This window comes from Brenneria roseae subsp. roseae (assembly GCF_003115845.1).
GTDB lineage: Bacteria > Pseudomonadota > Gammaproteobacteria > Enterobacterales > Enterobacteriaceae > Brenneria > Brenneria roseae.
Window position 1 is genome coordinate 220,492 of sequence record NZ_KZ819029.1, and the last position, 16,533, is coordinate 237,024.

Consider the following 16,533-nt stretch of genomic DNA (forward strand, 5'->3'; position numbering starts at 1 on the left):
GCGGTAACCGAAGGACGAATTTGTCCAGCCAACGCGCCTGTAGCCTGGAAGATAGCGGGGTAATCTGGGAGTTGATGATGTTCGCTTTAACAAATGGCCGGATTTTTACCGGTCACCAGGTGCTTGATAATCATGCAGTCGTGATTTCTAATGGTCTGATAGAGCGTGTCTGCCACGTTGACACGCTCCCCGTCGAGTTGAAAAAGCATGACCTTGGCGGCGCATTGATCGCTCCCGGATTTATCGATCTGCAACTCAACGGCTGCGGCGGCGTTCAGTTTAATGACTCGCTGGAATCCATTTCGGTCAAAACGCTGGAAATCATGCAGCAGGCCAATCAGCGATCGGGCTGCACCAACTTTTTACCCACGCTGATTACCTCCAGCGATGCGTTTATGAAACATGCGGTGGACGTCATGCGCGCCTATCTGGCACAAAACCGTCATCAGGCTCTGGGTTTACACCTCGAAGGCCCCTGGTTGAATATTATTAAAAAAGGCACGCACAATCCCGCGTTTATCCGCCAACCGGAGAAAGGACTGGTTGATTTTCTGTGTCAAAACTCAGATGTCATCACGAAAATCACGCTGGCGCCTGAAAAAGTCGAATCATCGGTCATCCGTCAACTTATCGAAGCGGGTATTGTGGTCTCAGCAGGGCATTCCAACGCGACCTGGGAGCAGGCTAAACAAGGTTTTGCCGCCGGTATCCGTTTTGCCACGCATCTGTTTAACGCCATGCCTTATTTGACCGGTCGCGAACCGGGTCTGGTCGGCGCCGTCTACGATGCGCCGGAAGTCTATTGCGGTATTATCGCCGATGGTTTACATGTTAACTGGGCAAACCTTCGTAACAGTAAACGAATCAAAGGTGACAAACTGGTGCTGGTCACCGATGCTACGGCACCGGCAGGCTCGGATATTGACCAGTTCAGTTTTGCTGGTAAAACCATATACTACCGCGACGGGCTATGTGTGGATGATAACGGCACCCTGAGCGGTTCTGCCCTCACGATGATCGAAGCCGTACGCAACAGTGTAGAACAGGCCGGCATTGCGCTGGATGAAGCCATCCGCATGGCTACGCTCTACCCTGCTCGCGCCATCGGCGTAGACAAGCAGTTAGGCAGTATCGAGAGCGGTAAAGTTGCCAACCTGACGGTCTTCAACCGCGATTACCATATTCTTAATACCTTTGTTAACGGTGACGATGTGTTGGCGGCAACAAAGCACTGATTACAGCGAGTAACTTTTTCATGACCACAGGCGGACAAGCGCAGATAGGGAACGTTGATCTGGTTAAGCAATTGAACAGCGCGGTCGTGTATCGCCTGATTGATCAGCATGGCCCCATCTCACGGATACAGATTGCAGAACAAAGCCAGCTTGCCCCCGCCAGCGTCACGAAAATTACTCGTCAGCTTCTGGAACGCGGGCTGATAAAAGAAGTGGAGCAACAGGCATCCACTGGCGGCAGACGCGCCATCTCTATTGTCACGGAGACCCGGCCTTTTCATGCTATTGCCGTTCGGCTTGGCCGCCACGACGCCACCATTGCGCTGTATGACATGCAGGGAAAGTCGCTGGAGGAAGAACATTATAAGCTGCCGGAAAAAACGCAGGAAACGCTGGAAAGCGCTTTATTCAAAGCGATCGACCACTTTATCGATAGCCGCCAGCGCCGTATCCGCGAGCTGATCGCCATTTCCGTCGTGCTGCCTGGACTGGTCGATCCGAACGTGGGCGTTATCCGCTACATGCCGCATATCAACGTCAACAGCTGGCCGCTGGTCGAAAACCTGCAACGTCATTTCCACGTCACCAGTTTTGTCGGACATGATATTCGCAGCCTGGCGCTGGCGGAACATTATTTCGGCGTCACACATGACTCATTGGACTCCATTCTGGTGCGCGTCCATCGTGGAACCGGGGCCGGCATTCTGGTCAACGGACAGATTTTTCTCGGCAATAACAGTAACGTCGGAGAGATCGGCCACATCCAGATTGACCCACTGGGAGAACGATGTCACTGCGGTAATTTTGGCTGTCTGGAAACGGTTGTCGCCAATGTCGCCATTGAGCAGCGGGTACAGCATTTATTGCAGCAGGGTTATCCAAGCAAAATCACGCCCGACAACTGCACCATTACAACCATCTGTAAAGCCGCCAACCGTGGTGACCCCCTGGCCAGAGAAGTCATCGAGCACGCCGGGCAATATCTGGGCAAAGCAGTTTCCATTGCCATTAACCTGTTTAATCCGCAAAAAGTGGTGATTGCCGGCGAAATCACGGAAGCCGAAAAAATCCTGTTGCCGGCAATACAGCGCTGCGTCAATGCTCAGGTATTGAAAGATTTCCGTATCAACCTGCCTATCGAAGTTTCCAGCCTGAACCACCTCTCAGCAATCGGCGCCTTTGCGTTGGTAAAACGAGCCATGTTGAATGGCGTTTTGCTGCAACATCTGCTTGAAAATCACTGATTATCGCGTTTGTCACCTTATGCCGGATTATGTAATCCCTAAAAATCCGGCGATTCTATTGAATTAATTTACCGATCCATCACCAATTGATGATAATAATTATTGAAACAACATCAAGATGGCTTTTTTCATTAGATAATATTGAATTATGGTAGCGTTTTGATGCTAAATCATTGGTACTGACACAGCATCTGTAATCATAATGCGGAAACACGGAATGCCCTGCTCGCCCCGTGAATCGCATCTGGTTAATCTGAAACAAGGCTTCGCTTGGCACTACAAGTGAATTGAGGGAGTGATTTATGTGTTCTATTTTCGGTGTGCTCGATATTAAAACCGATCCTGTTGAATTGCGTAAAAAAGCGCTGGAATTATCACGTTTAATGCGTCACCGCGGACCTGACTGGTCCGGCGTTTATGCCAGCGACAAAGCGATCCTGGCTCATGAACGTCTGTCTATCGTCGATGTGAATACCGGCGCTCAACCGCTGTACAACGCCGCGCGCACCCACGTTTTGGCTGTTAACGGTGAAATCTATAACCATCAGGCATTGCGTCAGCAATACGGTGACCGTTACGCGTTCCAGACGGGCTCCGACTGTGAAGTTATTCTGGCGCTGTATCAGGAAAAAGGACCTGAATTCCTGGACGATCTGCGTGGTATGTTCGCTTTCGCCCTGTATGACAGCGAAAAAGACGCTTACCTGATTGGCCGTGACCACCTGGGCATCATCCCGCTGTACATGGGCTATGACGAACACGGCAACTTCTATGTCGCCTCGGAAATGAAAGCGCTGGTTCCGGTATGCCGCACGATTAAGGAATTCCCGGCAGGCAGCTATCTGTGGAGTAAGGACGGAGAAATCCGTGAATACTATCGCCGTGACTGGTTCGATTACGAAAACGTAAAAGATAACGAAACCGACGCCGTCGCGCTGCGCGATGCGCTGGAAGAATCCGTGAAAAGCCATCTGATGTCTGATGTTCCTTACGGTGTGTTGCTGTCTGGCGGTTTGGACTCTTCCGTTATCTCCGCCATTACGAAAAAATACGCCGCGCGCCGTGTAGAAGACGATGAGCGTAGCGAAGCCTGGTGGCCGCAGTTGCACTCTTTCGCGGTAGGTCTGGAAGGTTCCCCGGACTTGAAGGCCGCTCAGGAAGTTGCCGAACATCTGGGCACGGTTCACCACGAAATCCACTTCACCGTACAAGAAGGTCTGGATGCCATTCGTGACGTGATCTATCACATCGAAACTTATGATGTGACCACAATCCGCGCCTCAACGCCGATGTACCTGATGTCCCGCAAGATCAAAGCTATGGGCATTAAAATGGTATTGTCGGGTGAAGGTGCGGATGAAGTGTTCGGCGGTTACCTGTATTTCCACAAGGCACCGAACGCCAAAGAGTTCCACGAAGAAACCGTGCGTAAATTGCTGGCGCTGCACCAGTACGACTGCGCCCGCGCCAACAAGGCAATGTCCGCCTGGGGTGTGGAAGCGCGCGTACCGTTCCTGGATAAAAAATTCCTGGACGTGGCCATGCGTATCAACCCGCGTGACAAAATGTGCGGCAGCAACGGTAAAATGGAAAAACATATTGTACGCGAGTGCTTTGAGTCATACCTGCCGTCCAGCGTGGCATGGCGTCAAAAAGAGCAGTTCTCCGACGGCGTGGGTTACAGCTGGATTGACACACTGAAGGAAGTTGCCGCGCAGCAGGTTACCGATCAGCAACTGGAAACCGCACACTTCCGTTTCCCGTACAACACGCCGAACTCTAAAGAAGGCTATCTGTACCGCGAGATCTTTGAAGAGCTGTTCCCGGTTCCAAGCGCCGCGGAATGTGTCCCTGGCGGCCCGTCAGTAGCGTGCTCTTCCGCCAAGGCGATTGAGTGGGATGAGTCCTTCAAAAAGATGGATGATCCGTCAGGCCGCGCCGTTGGCGTACACCAGTCCGCCTACCAATAATCTGGTTTATTCGCTCTGTGAAACGGGTCATCAATGACCCGTTTTTTCTATTTAATTTATCGGAAAAGCCAGCTTTTTGGCGCTTTTCTCACCATACTGTTCACAACCCAGACAAACGGTACAAGGTATGCGCTTTTCGGGAAAAAATTTGTTGACGCAATTAGGCCAACTACGCATAATGCGCCCCGCAACGCCGATGAAGGTGACGCGGAAAAGATGGCTACGTAGCTCAGCTGGTTAGAGCACAGCACTCATAATGCTGGGGTCACAGGTTCGATTCCCGTCGTAGCCACCATCTTTTGCGGGAGTGGCGAAATTGGTAGACGCACCAGATTTAGGTTCTGGCGCCGCAAGGTGTGCGAGTTCAAGTCTCGCCTCCCGCACCATAACCTTCACGGCTTGAAATAGCTTTTTGAAGCTTGATAATGGTTTTATCTATTGGGGTATCGCCAAGCGGTAAGGCACTGGTTTTTGATACCAGCATTCCCAGGTTCGAATCCTGGTACCCCAGCCATATTTAAGCGGCGATACTGGAAAGCATTCGTTGTACAAGTATTGTTGCCCAGTTGGGGTATCGCCAAGCGGTAAGGCACTGGTTTTTGATACCAGCATTCCCTGGTTCGAATCCAGGTACCCCAGCCATCTAATTGATGTTAAAGATTTTTATTGAAGTATAGTAAGAATAGCAGTAACATTTGGCTACGTAGCTCAGCTGGTTAGAGCACAGCACTCATAATGCTGGGGTCACAGGTTCGATTCCCGTCGTAGCCACCACATTTTTGGGGTATCGCCAAGCGGTAAGGCACCGGATTCTGATTCCGGCATTCCCAGGTTCGAATCCTGGTACCCCAGCCAAATAGAGAAGCCCGCTTAGCGGGCTTTTTTATGTCTGAAGATCCCATCATCATACGATTACGCCGCCATATCGGCGGCGTAGAGCCATGTTTTAAATAAACCTGTTTTAAACCAGCGATGTGTTAAACGCCAATGGCGTACTTCAGGGCTTGTTGTTTTAGTTTTCCTGCACGCTGGGCCACCATCAGCGCCAGATTACGAGCCAGACTGAGCGGCGGTAGCGAGTTGCTGAACGCGTTGTAAAACAGATCCATGCCACTTTGCATCAGCAGGTTGTCTGGCTTGCGACGATGCTGGTAACGACGCAACACCCGTTCGGAATACCACGCTTCGCCGGCATCACGGGCGCTGATCAACACATCCAGCAATGTCTCCACATCCCGATAGCCCAGATTCACCCCCTGTCCCGCCAGAGGATTGATGGTGTGCGCCGCATCGCCCAACAGCGCCAATCCCGGCTTAACATAGGTTTGCGCATGCCGGCGAACCAGCGGAAATGAACCCGTAGCCAGTGATTTGACCGCTCCCAGACGCTCAGGAAAAATCGCCGCAATCTCTTTATCCAACTGCGCCAACGGCATTGCCTGGAGTTGTCGAATGCGCTTCGGACTGTCATACCATACCAGCGATCCCCAGTGGTCAAACAGCGGCAGAAACGCACGTGGCCCGGCAGGCGTAAACTGCTGCCAGGTTACATCCTGTTGCGGATATGGCATTTCGACACTGATTAACATGCAGGATTGACGGTATTGCCAACCGCTGATGCCAATGCCAGCCCACTGACGTACCTGCGAATTTGCACCATCGGCCCCGATCACCAGTGACGTGGTCAGCGTCTGCCCGTCGCCGAGTTGCAGGCTCCAGCCCTGTTCGGTTTGTTGCAAACGCTCAGGCGTTGCAGGGCAATAGCGCTGGCAGTGAGCCTCTTCCCCCAAACATTCCCAAAGCGCCAGCTGCAAGACCCGGTTTTCCACCATGAATCCCAACTCCGGTAAATGGATGTCCGCCGCATCAAACACCACGCGTGCATTTTCCCACTCCCAGGTTTCAAGGCGTCGATATGGCGCACTACGCATCCGCTCGACTCGTTGCCAGGCCCCGAGCGATTTCAGCAACGCAACAGAGGCATAGCCTACCGCTGAAACGCGGAGATCGGGGGGGCTTTCAATATCGAAAGAGACTGGCGCCTGCTGCTCGACAACCGCAACCTGAAAACCATTCCGGGCCAGCCCCAATGCAGCGGCGGCACCGACCATTCCGCCCCCGACAACGATCGCATCATAATGCATACTGGTTTTATCCCTCTCTGGCTATCGTCGTTAACATCGGTGAAAATAGATAACCACAGTGTACTGGATTTCGGCTTAACTTTTCAGAAAAGCGGTTATTTTATAAAAGTGAATACGTTATAAAATCGACCGTTTTCAGGCACTGGTCACAACGTCAGCGAACGATTACAATACCCGGCCCGAATCAAGGGAATCTTTCTTACCCGCACTGAGTAATGGCAAGTCGATGACAAAAAAACTGCATATTAAAACCTGGGGCTGTCAGATGAACGAGTACGATTCATCCAAGATGGCTGATTTACTGGGAAGTACGCACGGTTATGAATTAACCGAGGTCGCGGAAGAGGCCGATGTTCTGTTGCTCAACACCTGTTCAATCCGTGAAAAAGCGCAGGAAAAGGTCTTCCATCAACTTGGCCGCTGGAAGGCGCTGAAAGATATCAATCCCAATCTGATTATTGGCGTTGGTGGTTGCGTGGCTTCACAGGAAGGCGCGCATATCCGCGAACGTGCGCACTATGTTGATGTGATTTTCGGTCCGCAGACGTTACACCGACTGCCGGAAATGATTAATCATGTTCAGGGAACCCGTAGCCCGGTCGTGGATATCAGCTTCCCTGAAATCGAGAAATTTGACCGTCTGCCGGAGCCGAAAGCTGAAGGCCCGACGGCATTCGTTTCCATCATGGAAGGCTGCAATAAATACTGTACGTTCTGTGTCGTCCCTTATACGCGCGGCGAAGAAGTCAGCCGCCCCTGTGATGACGTCCTGTTTGAAATTGCACAGCTGGCGGAACAGGGTGTGCGTGAAGTTAACCTGCTTGGGCAAAACGTGAATGCCTACCGTGGCGCAACCTACAACGGTGATATCTGTTCCTTTGCCGAACTGCTGCGGCTGGTTGCGACCATTGACGGTATCGATCGCATTCGTTTCACCACCAGTCATCCGATAGAGTTTACCGACGACATTATCAGCGTGTATGAAGACACGCCCGAGCTGGTGAGTTTCCTTCATTTACCAGTACAAAGCGGTTCCGACCGCGTACTGACGATGATGAAACGCCGCCATACCGCGCTCGAATACAAATCGATTATCCGTAAACTACATAATGCCCGCCCCGGCATTCAGATCAGCTCCGATTTTATCGTCGGTTTCCCCGGCGAGACGCAGGCTGATTTCGAGCAGACCATGAAGCTGATTGCGGATGTTAACTTCGATATGAGCTACAGCTTTATCTACTCTGCCCGCCCGGGAACGCCTGCGGCGGACATGGTAGATGACGTACCGGAAGAAGAGAAAAAACAGCGTCTGTATATTTTGCAGGAGCGCATCAGCCAGCAGGCGATGCAATATAGCCGCCGTATGCAAGGCACCGTCCAGCGTATTCTGGTTGAAGGCACGTCTCGCAAAAGCGTGATGGAGCTGTCCGGACGCACCGAAAACAACCGCGTCGTCAACTTCGAAGGAACGCCGGATATGATTGGTAAATTTGTCGATGTGGAAATCGTAGACGTTTACCCGAACTCACTGCGCGGTATCGTGGTGCGCACGGAGGATCAGATGGATTTACGCGTTCACGAATCACCTTCGCAGGTTATCGCCCGTACCCGTAAAGAAAACGAAATTGGTGTCGGCATCTACCAGCCTTAATTTCATCGTCTTCCTGTCATCAACATCATGGGTGGCGCTGCCACCCATTTTTATGGCGGGCAATTATCACAATTACATTTGGTTTTGCGAAACCGCGTCCCAATATCATGATTGTGACTTGCACCGTTGGGCATTCGCGATAAATAATCCCCGATATGACGTATCATAAATGGTGCGATCTGATGATATCCCCCCTGAGCCAGCCGACTAAAGGCCGGGTCAACAACCCCAAGAGGAATAATTTGAACGTAACGACAAAAGAGATGGCCCTTGAACCCGCAGATAACCAACGCTTGCTCAGCCTTTGCGGCCCGTTTGACGACAACATCAAGCAGCTTGAGCGTCGTTTGGGTATCGAAATTAACCGTCGGGACAATAAATTCAAACTGGTAGGCAAAGATCTGTGTATTCAGGCCGCCGCCGACATTCTTCAGCGTCTGTATGTCGATACCGCGCCTGTTCGCGGCACCATCGGTGATATCGAACCAGAGCAAATTCATCTGGCTATCAAAGAATCACGCGTGCTGGAACAATCAGATGAAAGCATCCCCGATTACGGCAAAGCCATCAATATTCGGACTAAACGCGGCGTTATCAAGCCACGCACGCCGAATCAGGCTCAATACATTGCCAATGTGCTCGATCATGATATTACCTTCGGCATCGGCCCGGCTGGGACCGGGAAAACCTATCTGGCCGTCGCCGCCGCTGTTGATGCGCTGGAACGCCAGGAAATCCGCCGTATTTTGCTGACGCGTCCCGCGGTTGAAGCCGGTGAAAAGCTGGGTTTTCTGCCCGGCGATCTGAGCCAGAAAGTTGACCCTTATCTGCGTCCGTTATACGACGCTTTGTTTGAAATGCTGGGTTTCGAGCGCGTCGAGAAATTGATTGAGCGCAACGTCATCGAAGTCGCACCGCTGGCCTATATGCGCGGTCGTACCCTGAATGACGCCTTTATCATTCTTGATGAAGGCCAGAATACCAGCATCGAACAGATGAAAATGTTTCTGACCCGTATCGGTTTTAATTCAAAAGCGGTGATCACCGGCGACGTTACGCAGATCGATTTACCACGCAACCAGAAATCCGGTTTGCGTCATGCCATCGAAGTCCTGTCGGATGTCGAAGAGATCAGCTTCAACTTCTTCCACAGCGAAGATGTCGTGCGGCACCCGGTTGTCGCCCGCATTGTCAATGCTTATGAAGCCTGGGAAACCGCAGAGCAGAAACGCAAAGATGAACTGGCGGAACAGCGTAAACGTGAAGCGCAGGCCGCGTCTGCGCAGGAGCATAAATGAGTCAGGTCATTCTCGATTTGCAAATCGCCAGCGAACAGACGCAGGGCTTACCTGATGAGCGGGATTTTCAACGCTGGCTGGAAGGCGTGTTGCCCCAGTTTCAGGAAGTGTCAGAGGTGACTATCCGCATCGTCGATGAAGCCGAGAGCCATAATCTGAATTACACCTACCGGGGTAAAGACAAACCGACCAACGTACTTTCATTTCCCTTTGAGGCGCCGCCGGAGATCGAATTGCCTCTGCTGGGGGATTTGATCATCTGCCGTCAGGTTGTCGAACAGGAAGCCGCCGAACAGCAGAAGACGCTGGAAGAGCACTGGGCACATATGGTTGTCCATGGTAGCCTGCATCTGCTAGGGTATGACCATATCGAAGACGGCGAAGCTGAAGAAATGGAAGCGCTGGAAACGGAGATTATGCAGAATATGGGTTATGCTGATCCCTATCTTGCAGAAAAAGACGGTCTAACCGAATAATTAGAAATTCTGTTGTTTTATAATTTTATACGTCAGAAGGCCTTGCGCGGTGCTCAGGCCTTCTGATTATTATCCATTAATATGAGTGATTTTAATTAAAACGCCATGAGCGACGACCATTCTCAAAACAGCGATAGCCCCAGTCCCAAAAAGGGTTTCTTTTCCCTTATTCTCAATCAGCTTTTTCACGGCGAGCCTAAAGATCGTAACGATCTGCTGACGCTGATCCGTGATTCCGAACAAAACGAGCTGATCGATCCAGAAACCCGCGATATGCTTGAAGGCGTGATGGATATCGCTGAACAGCGAGTTCGTGACATCATGATCCCCCGCTCTCAAATGATTACGCTGAAGCGCGATCAGACTCTGGAAGAGTGTCTTGATGTTATTATCGAATCAGCCCACTCTCGTTTTCCGGTAATCAGTGAAGATAAAGACCATATTGAAGGCATTCTGATGGCCAAGGATTTACTGCCGTTTATGCGCAGCGATTCCGAACCTTTCAGTATGGATAAAGTGCTGCGCTCCGCCGTTGTCGTGCCAGAGAGCAAACGTGTTGACCGGATGCTGAATGAGTTTCGCTCTTTGCGTTATCACATGGCTATCGTTATTGACGAATTTGGCGGCGTTTCCGGGCTCGTCACCATTGAAGATATTCTGGAACTCATCGTCGGTGAAATTGAGGATGAATATGACGACGAAGAGGATCGCGATATTCGCCAACTCAACCGCCACACCTATACGGTGCGGGCACTGACCGATATTGAAGACTTCAACGAGGTCTTTGGCACTCAGTTCAGCGACGAGGAAGTCGATACCATTGGCGGCCTTATCATGCAGTCCTTCGGACACTTGCCCGCTCGCGGTGAAACTATCGACATCGAAGGTTACCTGTTTAAAGTTGCGATGGCCGATAGCCGACGTATTATTCAGGTTCACGTCAGAATTCCTGACGATGCCCCTCAACCGCAATTGGAAGACTAAATAAGCAATGGCTTACGCTTCTTTACTGCAACGTCAGCAGGTTCGTATCCCGCTGGCGTTTTTGTCTGGCGCCGTTGGTACGCTGGCGTTTTCTCCCTTTGATTTCTGGCCTGCTGCGCTGGTTTCATTAATCGGGCTGCAAGCCCTGACGCTGAACCGCACGGTTCGCCAGTCTGCCTGGATTGGATTTGCCTGGGGATTTGGCCTGTTTGGCAGCGGCATCAACTGGGTATATGTCAGTATCTCTCAGTTTGGTGGTATGCCGGGGCCGATCAATATTGCCCTTGTCGTGCTGCTATCGGCCTATCTGGCGCTCTATCCACTGCTGTTTTCCGCGATCATTGCCCGCCTGTGGCCGAAAACCAACTGGTGGCGACTGGCTCTTGCCGCGCCGGTATTATGGCAGTTAACCGAGTTTCTGCGCGGCTGGGTGCTCAGCGGGTTTCCATGGCTACAGTTTGGCTATAGCCAGATTAATGGCCCGCTGAAGGGAATTGCGCCTATTCTTGGCGTTGATGCCATTACCTTTATGCTGATGAGCATCAGCGGCTTCGCCGTTCTGGCGCTATGCCAGCGAAAAATCACCCCCGCCGTTATCGCGCTAGCCCTGTTGGCCTTGCCGTGGCCATTGCGTAATATCCAATGGTTTAACCTGCTGCCTGAACGCACGGTCAATGTCGCGCTGGTGCAAGGAGATATTCCCCAGTCTCTCAAATGGAACCCGGATCAGCTGCTGAATACGCTGCATATTTATCTGAATAACAGCCTGCCCTATATGGATAAAGCACCGATTATCATCTGGCCGGAATCAGCGATCCCCGATGTTGAAAGCCGTCAGGGCGCTTATCTGGCTCAGGTCGATAGTCTGTTGCGCAGCCACAATAGTAGTCTTATCACGGGGATTGTGGACATGCGCCGTAACGGCAGCGAGCTTGATTATTACAACAGTATTATCGTACTAGGCGATAAACTGCCCTATCACTACCCTACCAGCAATCGCTATAACAAGAATCATCTGGTGCCATTTGGTGAATTCGTTCCGCTGGAAACGTTATTACGCCCGCTGGCCCCGCTGTTCGATTTACCGATGTCCTCATTCAGCCGCGGCAACTACATCCAGCCGCAGTTGAACGTTAATGGTTTTAAACTTAACGCGGCCATTTGTTATGAAATTATTCTGGGTCAGCAACTACGCGATAATTTCCGCGAAGATACTGACATGCTGTTAACCATCTCAAACGACGCCTGGTTCGGCCACTCCATCGGGCCATGGCAGCACTTCCAGATGGCGCGGATGCGCGCGCTGGAGTTGGGACGTCCTCTGGTTCGCAGCACCAATAATGGTGTTACGGCGGTCATTGCGCCTGACGGCGAAATCAGCGCCAGTCTGCCGCAATTTACGCGCGCCGTATTAGATACTCAGATCGTCCCATCACGTGGGTTAACGCCTTATGCCCGCTTCGGCGGCTGGCCGCTGTGGATCATCACCCTGCTTGCTGGTTTTGCGGCTGTTGTTTTCAGCCTGCGCCGCCGCTGATTGCATTCGTTTGTCCCTATGAAGGCATGCAACTGCATGCCTTCTCCCTCTGATACCTCATCCTATCGCTACGCTTATTGCAGCATCATCCGAAAAACCCTGAATTCAGATGTAGCGATGATGTAGCAATATTGAACAGAAAACCGACAGCGTGTATTGAGTCAATAACATATCTGGCACGGTATTTGCCTGTTACTATCTTGTAAAGGGTTGTTTCAACGTTTTTTAGCAGGCTCGCCTCTGAAAAAGCACAAATCTGGGGCAATAACTGCACCAAAATAGTGCCACTCGAGTTTAATGCCGTTATTTGGTGCGGCGAGTCTCGCAAAAAACAAACATTTCCATTTCAATCTATTTACAATCAGCTATTTTTTAACAGTATACGTAGTTACTTCGCTCTTTAGCGGTGCATGGCTTCTGTGCCGTAGAAGTATCAAAACGTTATCCGTGTTAGCGACACAACTTTAGATCGACAATTACAGCGCCATAGCTTTAGATCTATAACGACAGCAAAGGAGTTAGAACATGCAAATGCGTAAACTGGCACTATCACTGCTTCTGCTTGGCACCACAGTCAGCCTTGCTCAAGCTGAGGAGCTGACCGGTACTCTGAAAAAAGTAAAAGATAATGGCGTTATCGTCATCGGCCACCGTGAATCATCGGTTCCTTTTTCTTACTATGATAATCAGCAGAAAGTTGTCGGTTACTCTCAGGACTACTCAGACAAAATTGTAGAAGCCGTTAAGAAAAAACTGGATGCGCCGGACCTGCAGGTGAAACTGCTGCCGATTACTTCCCAGAACCGTATTCCACTGTTGCAAAATGGCACATTTGATCTGGAATGTGGTTCAACCACCAACAACCTCGAGCGTCAAAAACAAGCGGCATTCTCGAACACCATTTTTGTGGTCGGTACTCGTCTGTTAACGAAGAAAAATTCCGGTATCAAAGACTTCCCGGATCTGGCGGGTAAAACCGTGGTGGTAACCTCGGGTACAACATCTGAAATTCTGCTGAACAAGCTGAATGAAGAAAAACAGATGAAGATGCGTATCATCAGTGCTAAAGACCACGGCGACTCTTTCCGTACTCTTGAAAGCAGTCGTGCTGTCGCCTTCATGATGGATGATGCACTGCTGGCAGGTGAACGTGCGAAAGCGAAAGATGCCGATCAATGGGATATCGTCGGCACAGCACAATCTGAAGAAGCCTACGGCTGTATGTTGCGTAAAGACGATCCGCAGTTCAAGAAACTGGTTGATGACACCATTGCCGAAGTCCAGACCTCCGGCGAAGCAGAAAAATGGTTTGATCGCTGGTTCAAACAGCCCATTCCCCCTAGAAATCTCAATCTGAACTTCTCACTTTCTGACGAAATGAAAGCGCTGTTCAGCGCGCCGAATGACAAGGCTTTAAACTAAATTAATAATGACAATAAGGGCAGTTCTCTCTGCCCTATGATTGCTGATTCGTGGCAGGACAGACGGATATGCGATGGTCGTTCCCCATCGCATGTTTAATACTCAACAGATTTCGAGTTGCAGCAGGGCGGCAACCGCGGGACAAATTCGTCGGGAGCGAATTTGACCAGCCAATGGCTGGCCTTCGGTGAGAAACAGGATGTTTCTCATTAATCCCCGGAAACTTAAATAATTAAGTGACTGGAGGCGTAAGAAAAGCCAACACAGCTGCAACCTGAAAGATGATGGGGATATGCCGCTCATCAATCTTCAGGGTAGCCTCGCTACCCTTTTTTTACCGGAGTTTGTTATGTCAATAGATTGGAACTGGGGTATCTTCCTGCAAGCCGCCCCATTCGGAAATACCACCTACCTTGGGTGGATTTTATCCGGCCTGCAAGTCACGGTCACACTGTCTATTTGTGCCTGGATCATCGCATTTCTACTGGGTTCTCTTCTGGGTATCTTACGTACCGTCCCCAATCGTTTTATTGCGGGAATTGGTGCCTGCTATGTCGAGTTATTCCGTAACGTACCGCTGATCGTACAGTTCTTTACCTGGTATCTGGTGGTGCCTGAACTTCTGCCTGAAAAGATAGGCATGTGGTTTAAAGCTGAACTGGATCCCAACATCCAGTTTTTCCTGTCATCCATGGTTTGTCTGGGCCTGTTTACCGCAGCCCGCGTATGCGAACAAATCCGTGCGGGCATCCAGTCTTTGCCACGCGGTCAGAAGGCTGCCGGACTGGCGATGGGCCTGACGTTGTCACAAACCTATCGCTATGTCCTGCTGCCTAACGCTTACCGTATTGTCATTCCACCGCTCACATCCGAAATGCTGAATCTGGTGAAAAACTCGGCTATCGCCTCCACTATCGGGCTGGTCGATATGGCTGCACAGGCAGGGAAACTGCTGGATTATTCTGCCCATGCCTATGAATCGTTCACAGCCATAACGCTGGCCTACATCGGCATTAATGCCGTCATCATGCTAATCATGCAGGTGGTTGAACAGAAAACCCGTTTGCCGGGCAATATGGGGAGCAAATAAATAATGCATGAATTTGACTGGAGCTCAATCGGGCCGAGCCTGCCTTACCTGCTACAGGGCATGGTGATCACACTTAAAATAACCATCACCGCGGTGGTGTTCGGGATTATCTGGGGCACTATTCTGGCGGTCATGCGTCTGTCGCCGATAAAACCGGTCAGCTGGTTCGCCAAACTATACGTGAACCTGTTCCGCTCCGTGCCATTGGTTATGGTATTGCTGTGGTTTTATTTGGTTGTGCCTAGCTTATTACAAAATGTGCTTGGCCTTTCACCGAAAACCGATATTCGCCTGATCTCGGCTATGGTAGCCTTTTCATTATTCGAAGCGGCATATTATTCTGAAATTATCCGCGCAGGCATACTCAGCGTGTCACGCGGTCAGTCATCCGCCGCACTGGCTCTTGGTATGACTCACTGGCAATCCATGAAACTGGTCATCCTGCCACAGGCATTCCGCGCCATGGTGCCATTGCTGCTGACGCAGGGTATTGTATTGTTTCAGGATACGTCGCTGGTTTATGTACTCAGCCTCGCTGATTTCTTCCGTACCGCTTCCACGATTGGCGAGCGTGACGGTACACAAGTTGAAATGATCCTGTTTGCCGGTTTCATTTATTTTATTTTCAGCATTTCTGCATCAATGCTGGTCAGTTACCTGAAAAAAAGGACGGTTTGATGATTTTCCTGAAAAATATTTCTAAATGGTATGGTCAATTTCAGGTGCTAACCGACTGCTCCACAGAAGTTAAAAAGGGTGAGGTAGTGGTCGTCTGCGGGCCTTCCGGTTCCGGTAAGTCAACCTTGATCAAAACCGTTAATGGTCTGGAACCTATTCAGAAAGGTGAAATTGAAGTCAACGGTATCGTTGTTAACAACAAAAAAACCAATCTGGCCCAGCTGCGTTCCAAAGTGGGAATGGTGTTCCAGCATTTTGAGCTGTTCCCGCACCTCTCCATTATCGATAATTTGACGCTGGCACAGGTAAAAGTGCTGAAGCGCAATCGCGAAGAGTCAAAGGCCAAGGCCCAAAAACTGCTGGAGCGTGTCGGTCTCTCGGCACATGCCAATAAGTATCCGGGACAACTTTCCGGTGGGCAGCAGCAGCGTGTCGCCATTGCGCGTGCGCTGTGTATGGACCCGGTTGCCATGCTGTTTGACGAACCGACCTCCGCGCTCGATCCGGAAATGATCAATGAAGTGCTGGATGTTATGGTTGAACTGGCTCAGGAAGGGATGACCATGATGGTCGTGACGCACGAAATGGGCTTTGCTCGTAAGGTAGCGCATCGGGTCATCTTCATGGATGAAGGCAAAATTATTGAAGATACCCCCAAAGACGACTTCTTCAATAATCCGAAGTCTGAACGCGCAAAAGACTTTCTGGCAAAAATCCTGCATTGATATAGAGAACAGAAAGCGTGCCTTACGGCGCGCTTTCTTCAGATTGCTGACGAACCCCACATTTTCCGTGGGGTTCTTG

13 protein-coding genes and 6 tRNA genes are annotated in these 16,533 nt (G+C 50.7%); 18 read left to right on the forward strand and 1 reads right to left on the reverse strand.

Annotation, left to right across the window (positions count from 1 at the left end; genetic code table 11):
* Positions 1 to 77: 77 nt before the first annotated feature.
* From nagA to DDT52_RS12975, 9 genes are all read left to right on the forward strand, one after another.
* Positions 78 to 1,235: an N-acetylglucosamine-6-phosphate deacetylase gene (gene nagA / locus DDT52_RS12935; RefSeq protein ID WP_136156741.1), complete on the forward strand. Its 1,158-nt coding sequence runs from the start codon at positions 78 to 80 to the stop codon at positions 1,233 to 1,235.
* Between the two features lie 20 nt (positions 1,236 to 1,255).
* Positions 1,256 to 2,479: a DNA-binding transcriptional regulator NagC gene (gene nagC / locus DDT52_RS12940; RefSeq protein ID WP_136156721.1), complete on the forward strand. Its 1,224-nt coding sequence runs from the start codon at positions 1,256 to 1,258 to the stop codon at positions 2,477 to 2,479.
* Between the two features lie 302 nt (positions 2,480 to 2,781).
* The gene (gene asnB, locus DDT52_RS12945) at positions 2,782 to 4,449 is read left to right on the forward strand and encodes an asparagine synthase B (protein ID WP_136156722.1); all 1,668 of its coding nucleotides are present in this window, start codon (positions 2,782 to 2,784) and stop codon (positions 4,447 to 4,449) included.
* A 218-nt stretch (positions 4,450 to 4,667) separates the two neighbouring features.
* A tRNA-Met gene (locus DDT52_RS12950) sits at positions 4,668 to 4,744 on the forward strand.
* A gap of 6 nt (positions 4,745 to 4,750) precedes the next feature.
* Positions 4,751 to 4,835, forward strand: a tRNA-Leu gene (locus DDT52_RS12955).
* Between the two features lie 53 nt (positions 4,836 to 4,888).
* Positions 4,889 to 4,963: transfer RNA gene (locus DDT52_RS12960), tRNA-Gln, on the forward strand.
* A gap of 53 nt (positions 4,964 to 5,016) precedes the next feature.
* A tRNA-Gln gene (locus DDT52_RS12965) sits at positions 5,017 to 5,091 on the forward strand.
* Positions 5,092 to 5,146: 55 nt separating this feature from the next.
* Positions 5,147 to 5,223 (forward strand) — tRNA-Met (locus DDT52_RS12970).
* Between the two features lie 6 nt (positions 5,224 to 5,229).
* Positions 5,230 to 5,304 (forward strand) — tRNA-Gln (locus DDT52_RS12975).
* Positions 5,305 to 5,426: 122 nt separating this feature from the next.
* On the opposite strand, the gene ubiF is transcribed toward DDT52_RS12975, so the two are convergent.
* Positions 5,427 to 6,593, reverse strand: coding sequence for a 3-demethoxyubiquinol 3-hydroxylase (gene ubiF, locus DDT52_RS12980; RefSeq protein WP_136156723.1), 1,167 nt, complete (start codon positions 6,591 to 6,593; stop codon positions 5,427 to 5,429).
* Positions 6,594 to 6,819: 226 nt separating this feature from the next.
* Between ubiF and miaB the strand changes: the two genes are divergently transcribed.
* The 9 genes from miaB (at position 6,820) to DDT52_RS13025 (ending at position 16,454) form a co-directional block, all read left to right on the forward strand.
* On the forward strand, positions 6,820 to 8,244 hold the full coding sequence (gene miaB, locus DDT52_RS12985; RefSeq protein ID WP_109053707.1) for a tRNA (N6-isopentenyl adenosine(37)-C2)-methylthiotransferase MiaB: 1,425 nt from the start codon (positions 6,820 to 6,822) through the stop codon (positions 8,242 to 8,244).
* 182 nt (positions 8,245 to 8,426) lie between these two features.
* A complete protein-coding gene (locus DDT52_RS12990; RefSeq protein ID WP_210732710.1) occupies positions 8,427 to 9,542 on the forward strand; it encodes a PhoH family protein in 1,116 nt (371 codons plus the stop codon).
* Entirely contained in the window at positions 9,539 to 10,018 is a 480-nt protein-coding gene (gene ybeY, locus DDT52_RS12995; RefSeq protein ID WP_109053045.1) for an rRNA maturation RNase YbeY, read from the forward strand. The genes DDT52_RS12990 and ybeY overlap by 4 nt, the downstream gene beginning before the upstream one ends.
* Before the next feature lie 105 nt (positions 10,019 to 10,123).
* On the forward strand, positions 10,124 to 11,002 hold the full coding sequence (gene corC, locus DDT52_RS13000; protein WP_136156725.1) for a CNNM family magnesium/cobalt transport protein CorC: 879 nt from the start codon (positions 10,124 to 10,126) through the stop codon (positions 11,000 to 11,002).
* Between the two features lie 7 nt (positions 11,003 to 11,009).
* Positions 11,010 to 12,539, forward strand: coding sequence for an apolipoprotein N-acyltransferase (gene lnt, locus DDT52_RS13005; protein ID WP_136156726.1), 1,530 nt, complete (start codon positions 11,010 to 11,012; stop codon positions 12,537 to 12,539).
* A gap of 525 nt (positions 12,540 to 13,064) precedes the next feature.
* Positions 13,065 to 13,961, forward strand: coding sequence for an amino acid ABC transporter substrate-binding protein (locus DDT52_RS13010; protein WP_136156727.1), 897 nt, complete (start codon positions 13,065 to 13,067; stop codon positions 13,959 to 13,961).
* 349 nt (positions 13,962 to 14,310) lie between these two features.
* A complete protein-coding gene (locus tag DDT52_RS13015) occupies positions 14,311 to 15,051 on the forward strand; it encodes an amino acid ABC transporter permease (protein ID WP_136156728.1) in 741 nt (246 codons plus the stop codon).
* A gap of 3 nt (positions 15,052 to 15,054) precedes the next feature.
* A complete protein-coding gene (gltK, locus tag DDT52_RS13020; RefSeq protein WP_109053040.1) occupies positions 15,055 to 15,729 on the forward strand; it encodes a glutamate/aspartate ABC transporter permease GltK in 675 nt (224 codons plus the stop codon).
* Complete coding sequence (locus DDT52_RS13025; protein ID WP_136156729.1) at positions 15,729 to 16,454, forward strand: amino acid ABC transporter ATP-binding protein; 726 nt, start codon at positions 15,729 to 15,731, stop codon at positions 16,452 to 16,454. The genes gltK and DDT52_RS13025 overlap by 1 nt, the downstream gene beginning before the upstream one ends.
* Positions 16,455 to 16,533: the final 79 nt, after the last annotated feature.